Here is a 7162-nt window from a genome sequence, read left to right on the forward strand (position 1 = left end):
TGACCAATTAACTGCAAAGAGTAAAGAACGATAATTTATGGCTTATCAAAGGATTCGTCAGCCAAAGCTCTCTGATGTAATAGAACAAGAGCTTGAAAGGTTGATAGTAGAAGGAACACTGTCTCCGGGGCAACAATTGCCACCAGAGCGCGAACTGGCTAAACAGTTCGATGTTTCTCGTCCTTCGATCCGTGAAGCTATCCAACGTTTGGAAGCCAAACGTCTTCTCACTCGTCGTCAAGGCGGCGGTACATTTGTCAGTGAGAATCTTTGGAAGGGCTTTTCTGATCCTCTGCTAAATTTATTATCGAGCCATTCAGAAACTCAATTAGATTTACTCGAATCGCGTCATGCGATGGAAGGTATCTCGGCTTATTTTGCAGCGTTGCGTGGTACTGATGAAGATTTTGCTCGTATTCAAGCCTCATTAGAAGGCATTGGTGCACAACAAGATAAGCAAGACGTCGTCGCTGAAGCTGCTGCGGTAATGCAATTTCTGATTGCGTTGACTGAAGCGGCCCACAATGTAGTTTTGCTGCACATTGTGCGTAGCTTAGCGCCATTGCTTGAGCAAAATATTTTACAGAATTTGAAATTGCTGCACCGCCGACAAGAAGTGGTGGAGAAAGTAAGTAAGCACCGAGCCAATATTGTGGATGCGATTGTTTCTGGTCAGCCGGAAAAGGCGCGTGAAATGTCTCATTCTCATTTGGCTTATATCGAAGAAATATTGTTGGATTTGACTCGTGAAGAGTCTCGACGTGAGCGCTCTTTACGTCGAATTCAGCAGGGTAACGAATAAGTAGATCCAACCAACAGAAGGATAGATCGGCATGTCTGATATGAAGCATGACGTAGATGCACTGGAAACTCAAGATTGGCTGCAAGCGCTTGAATCAGTTGTACGTGAAGAAGGTGTAGAACGCGCTCAATATTTACTAGAGCAAGTTTTGGATAAAGCTCGTCTTGATGGCGTTGATATGGCTACAGGTATCAACACAAACTACATCAATACGATCCCAGCTGCGCAAGAACCTGCTTACCCAGGTGATACAACGCTAGAGCGTCGTATTCGTTCAATCATTCGCTGGAATGCGATCATGATTGTACTTCGCGCATCTAAGAAAGACCTAGACCTAGGTGGTCACATGGCTTCTTACCAGTCTGCAGCAGCATTCTACGAAGTATGTTTCAACCACTTCTTCCGCGCTCCAAATGAGACGGACGGTGGTGACTTGGTGTACTACCAAGGTCATATCTCTCCAGGTATCTACTCTCGCGCATTCGTTGAAGGCCGTCTAACTGAAGAACAGCTAGATAACTTCCGTCAAGAAGTTGATGGTAAAGGTATTCCTTCATACCCACACCCTAAACTAATGCCTGAATTCTGGCAGTTCCCAACAGTATCGATGGGTCTAGGTCCAATTTCAGCTATCTATCAAGCTCGCTTCTTGAAGTACCTTGATGGCCGTGGTCTTAAGCAAACTTCAGCTCAACGCGTTTATGCCTTCCTAGGTGACGGTGAGATGGATGAGCCAGAATCACGCGGTGCGATCTCGTTCGCTGCACGTGAAAAACTAGACAACCTATGTTTCCTAATCAACTGTAACCTACAGCGCCTAGATGGCCCGGTTATGGGTAACGGCAGCATCATCCAAGAACTAGAAGGCCTATTTAAAGGCGCTGGTTGGAACGTTGTTAAAGTTATTTGGGGTAGCAACTGGGATTCACTACTTGCGAAAGACACCACTGGTAAGCTCCTTCAACTAATGAACGAAACGATCGATGGTGACTACCAGACATTCAAATCTAAAGATGGCGCATACGTACGTGAGCACTTCTTTGGTAAGTACCCAGAAACAGCTGCACTTGTTGCAGACATGACTGATGACGAAATCTTCGCACTTAAGCGTGGTGGTCATGATTCATCTAAACTGTTTGCTGCGTTCAACAATGCAAAAGAAACCAACGGTAAACCAACTGTAATCCTAGCGAAAACAGTAAAAGGTTACGGTATGGGTGATGCAGCAGAAGGTAAGAACATTGCGCACGGTGTGAAGAAAATGGACATGACTCATGTTCAACACCTACGTGATCGCCTAGGTCTAGAAGACATTCTTTCAGATGAGAAGATCAAAGAACTTCCATACTTGAAGCTGGAAGAAGGCACGCCTGAATACGAATACTTACACGCTCGTCGTAAAGCTCTACACGGCTATACACCTGCGCGTCTGCCTAAATTTACTCAAGAATTCAAAGTTCCTGAGCTAGAAGAATTCGCGCCGCTTCTTGGTGAGCAAAAGCGTGAAATCTCGACCACAATGGCTTATGTACGTACGCTAAATATTCTTCTTAAAGATAAGAACATTGGTAAGAACATCGTTCCTATCATCTGTGATGAAGCGCGTACATTCGGTATGGAAGGTCTATTCCGTCAGGTTGGTATCTACAACCCACACGGTCAAGAATACACACCAGAAGACCGCGGTGTAGTCTCTTACTACAAAGAAGCGACTTCAGGTCAGGTTCTACAAGAAGGTATCAACGAGCTAGGTTCAATGGCGTCTTGGGTTGCAGCTGCAACGTCATACAGCACCAACGATCTACCAATGATCCCATTCTACATCTACTACTCAATGTTCGGTTTCCAACGTATTGGTGACATGGCATGGCTAGCAGGTGACCAACAAGCTCGTGGCTTCCTACTAGGTGCTACAGCAGGTCGTACAACGCTAAACGGTGAAGGTCTACAGCACGAAGACGGTCACTCGCACATCATGGCGAACACTGTACCTAACTGTATCTCTTACGATCCAACGTTTGCTTACGAGCTAGCGGTAATCATGCAAGACGGTATCCGTCGCATGTACGGTGAGAACCAAGAGAACGTTTACTACTACCTAACAGTAATGAACGAAAACTACGCAATGCCAGCAATGCCAGAAGGCGCTGAAGAAGGCATTCGTAAGGGTATCTACAAGCTTGAGTCTTACGCAGGTAGTAAAGGCAAAGTTCAGTTAATGAGCTCTGGTACTATCATGAACGAAGCGCGTAAAGCAGCACAGATCCTAAGTGAAGATTACGGCGTAGCGTCTGACGTATTCTCTGTAACGTCATTCAACGAACTAACTCGTGATGGCCAAGCGGTAGAGCGTGACAACATGCTACACCCTGAAGCGGAAGCGAAAGTACCTTACATCACAACGGTTCTTGGTAACGAACCTGCAATCGCAGTGACGGATTATATGAAGAACTACGCTGAGCAAGTACGTGCATTCGTTCCAGCTGAGTCTTACAAAGTGTTGGGTACTGATGGCTTCGGTCGTTCAGACAGCCGTGAAAACCTACGTCGTCACTTCGAAGTGAACGCAGGTTACGTGGTAGTTGCAGCTCTTACTGAGCTTGTGAAACGTGGCGATATGGATAAATCTGTGGTTGTTGAAGCAATCAAGAAATTCAATATCGACACTGAAAAAACTAACCCACAATACGCATAAGCAACGCTTAATTAAAAGGTAGATAAGCAATGGCAATCGAAATTAATGTACCAGACATCGGTGCGGATGAGGTTGAAGTTACTGAGATTCTTGTAAGCGTTGGCGACAAGGTTGAAGAAGAACAGTCTCTAATCACAGTTGAAGGCGATAAAGCTTCTATGGAAGTTCCTGCATCTCAAGCGGGTATCGTTAAAGAAATCAAGATCGCAGTAGGCGACTCGGTTTCTACTGGTTCTCTAATCATGACGTTCGAAGCCGAGGGTGCAGCGCAAGCTGCATCTGCTCCAGCGGTTGAAGCTGCTCCAGTAGCGGCTCCTGCGGCAGCAGCGGCAAGTGAATTGAAAGAAGTTCACGTACCAGATATTGGTGGCGATGAAGTAGAAGTAACTGAAATCATGGTAGCGGTTGGCGACTCAATTGAAGAAGAGCAATCTCTTCTAACTGTTGAAGGCGACAAGGCTTCTATGGAAGTACCAGCACCATTTGCCGGTACACTAAAAGAAATCAAAATCGCGGTAGGTGATTCAGTATCAACTGGCTCACTTGTGATGATCTTTGAAGTTGGCGCAGCAGCGGGTTCAGCACCTGTAGCTCCAGCGGCGGCAGCACCAGTTGCAGCGGCTCCAGCAGCGTCAGCAGCAAAAGATGTACACGTTCCAGACATCGGCGGCGATGAAGTTGAAGTCACTGAAATCATGGTAGCGGTTGGCGATACAGTAGAAGAAGAGCAATCTCTAATCACTGTTGAAGGCGACAAGGCATCGATGGAAGTACCAGCACCGTTCGCGGGTACCATCAAAGAGATCAAAATTGCAGCTGGCGATAAAGTAACGACTGGTTCTTTAATCATGGTGTTTGAAGTAGCAGGCGCAGCTCCAGTAGCGGCTCCAGTTGCTCAAGCAGCTCCAGCGCAAGCGCAAGCGGCAGCACCGGTTGCAGCGGCGCCTAAAGCAGAAGCTCCAGCAGCAACTGGCGACTTCCAAGAGAACGGTGACTACGCGCACGCATCTCCAGTGGTTCGTCGTCTTGCTCGTGAATTTGGCGTAAACCTTTCTAAAGTTAAAGGGTCTGGTCGTAAGAGCCGTATCCTGAAAGAAGACGTACAGTCTTACGTTAAAGAGGCACTGAAACGTCTAGAGTCTGGTGCTGCGGCAGCAGGCAAAGGCGGTGACGGCAGCGCACTTGGTCTACTACCATGGCCAAAAGTTGATTTCAGCAAGTTTGGTGAGACAGAAGTTAAGCCTCTTTCTAAGATCAAGAAGATTTCAGGCGCTAACCTGCACCGTAACTGGGTAATGATCCCGCACGTTACACAGTGGGATAACGCTGACATCACTGAGCTAGAAGCATTCCGTAAAGAGCAGAACGCAATCGAAGCGAAGAACGACACTGGTATGAAGATCACACCACTTGTGTTCATCATGAAAGCCGTTGCGAAAGCACTAGAAGCGTTCCCTGCATTTAACTCTTCACTTTCTGACGATGGCGAAAGCATCATCCTGAAGAAATACGTGAACGTAGGTATTGCAGTTGATACGCCAAACGGTCTTGTTGTTCCTGTTTTCAAAGACGTGAACAAAAAAGGCATCTACGAGCTTTCTGAAGAGCTAATGGTTGTCTCTAAGAAAGCACGTTCTGGCAAGCTGACTGCTGCGGATATGCAAGGTGGCTGTTTCACTATCTCGAGCCTAGGTGGCATCGGTGGTACTGCATTTACGCCAATCGTAAATGCACCAGAAGTGGGCATCCTTGGTGTGTCTAAGTCTGAAATCAAACCTGTTTGGAACGGTAAAGAGTTTGAACCGCGTCTACAACTTCCACTGTCACTATCATACGATCACCGTGTGATTGATGGTGCTGAAGGTGCGCGTTTCATTACTTACCTAAACAGCGCGCTATCAGACATCCGTCGTCTCGTTCTGTAATTAGATAAGACGAATCAGAGGCGGCATTTTTGCCGCCTCTTCTATCAAAGATATTTAAATAATTGGATCCTTCTGTGTTGTTGCTATTGCTACACGCATAGAGAGTCGAATTGTTGTCTAGCTCACAGGCTAAATTGAATTACTTTTCACATCGTTAACATCTCTGTAAACTATTGACGGTCTGAAAAAGCTGTTTAAAACAATAAAGAACGTTTGAAACAATAATCTCAATACCCATTCAGCCTGTTAGGGATAATGACTACAAGAGGTCAAAATGAGCAAAGAAATTAAAGCCCAAGTTGTTGTACTTGGTTCTGGTCCTGCTGGTTACTCTGCTGCCTTCCGTTGTGCAGACCTAGGTCTTGAAACTGTGCTAGTTGAGCGTTACAGCACTCTTGGTGGTGTCTGCCTTAACGTAGGTTGTATCCCATCAAAAGCACTACTGCACGTATCGAAAGTTATCGAAGAAGCAAAAGCACTTTCTGAGCACGGCATCGTATTTGGCGAACCACAAACTGACATCAACAAGATCCGTTTGTGGAAAGAAAAAGTAGTAACCCAACTGACTGGCGGTCTTAGCGGTATGGCTAAGATGCGTGACGTAACGGTTGTAAACGGCTACGGTAAATTCACCGGTCCTAACTCAATCCTTGTCGAAGGCGAAGGCGAGTCAACAGTCGTTAACTTTGACAACGCTATCGTGGCTGCGGGTTCTCGTCCGATCAAACTGCCATTCATTCCGCATGAAGACCCACGTATTTGGGATTCAACCGATGCACTTGAGCTGAAAGAAGTGCCTGAGAAACTGCTTATCATGGGTGGTGGTATCATCGGTCTTGAGATGGGTACGGTTTACCACTCTCTGGGTTCTAAAGTTGACGTGGTTGAAATGTTTGACCAAGTTATCCCAGCAGCAGACAAAGACATCGTTAAAGTATTCACTAAACGCATTGAGAAGAAATTTAACTTGATGCTAGAAACGAAAGTAACAGCAGTTGAAGCGAAAGAAGATGGTATCTACGTTTCAATGGAAGGCAAAAAAGCGCCAGCAGAAGCTGAACGTTACGATGCCGTTCTTGTTGCTATCGGTCGTGTACCAAACGGTCTTCTTATCGATGGCGCGAAAGCGGGTATCGAAATTGATGAGCGCGGCTTTATCAACGTTGATAAGCAAATGCGTACTAACGTACCGCACATCTTTGCTATCGGTGATATCGTTGGCCAACCAATGCTTGCGCACAAAGGTGTGCATGAAGGTCACGTAGCGGCAGAAGTTATTTCTGGTAAGAAGCACTACTTCGATCCTAAAGTAATTCCTTCAATTGCGTACACTGAGCCAGAAGTTGCATGGGTTGGTAAAACTGAGAAAGAAGCAAAAGCAGAAGGTATCAAGTACGAAGTGGCGACATTCCCATGGGCAGCATCAGGTCGTGCAATCGCCTCTGACTGTGCAGATGGTATGACTAAGCTAATCTTCGACAAAGAGACTCACCGCGTCATTGGTGGTGCTATCGTTGGTACTAACGGTGGTGAGCTACTCGGTGAAATTGGCCTTGCAATCGAGATGGGTTGTGACGCTGAAGACATCGCACTGACTATCCACGCTCACCCAACTCTACATGAGTCAGTGGGTCTAGCGGCGGAAGTGTTTGAAGGTTCAATTACTGACCTGCCAAACAAAAAAGCAGTGAAAAAGAAAAAGTAATTTCTGACTAGATAAATAAAAACCGCAGCCTAGAC

The 7162-nt window shown here is 46.2% G+C and carries 4 protein-coding genes; all 4 read left to right on the forward strand.

Annotation, left to right across the window (positions count from 1 at the left end; all coding sequences use genetic code 11):
* Positions 1–37 precede the first annotated feature (37 nt).
* A complete protein-coding gene (pdhR, locus tag RH86_RS08175; RefSeq protein WP_009385871.1) occupies positions 38–802 on the forward strand; it encodes a pyruvate dehydrogenase complex transcriptional repressor PdhR in 765 nt (254 codons plus the stop codon).
* Between the two features lie 31 nt (positions 803–833).
* Complete coding sequence (aceE, locus tag RH86_RS08180) at positions 834–3497, forward strand: pyruvate dehydrogenase (acetyl-transferring), homodimeric type (protein WP_005593189.1); 2664 nt, start codon at positions 834–836, stop codon at positions 3495–3497.
* Positions 3498–3526: 29 nt separating this feature from the next.
* Complete coding sequence (gene aceF, locus RH86_RS08185; protein WP_009385872.1) at positions 3527–5422, forward strand: pyruvate dehydrogenase complex dihydrolipoyllysine-residue acetyltransferase; 1896 nt, start codon at positions 3527–3529, stop codon at positions 5420–5422.
* Positions 5423–5696: 274 nt separating this feature from the next.
* Positions 5697–7127: a dihydrolipoyl dehydrogenase gene (lpdA, locus tag RH86_RS08190; protein ID WP_005593190.1), complete on the forward strand. Its 1431-nt coding sequence runs from the start codon at positions 5697–5699 to the stop codon at positions 7125–7127.
* Positions 7128–7162: the final 35 nt, after the last annotated feature.

The sequence above is a fragment of the Vibrio sp. N418 genome, from assembly GCF_000222565.1.
Lineage (GTDB): Bacteria > Pseudomonadota > Gammaproteobacteria > Enterobacterales > Vibrionaceae > Vibrio > Vibrio scophthalmi.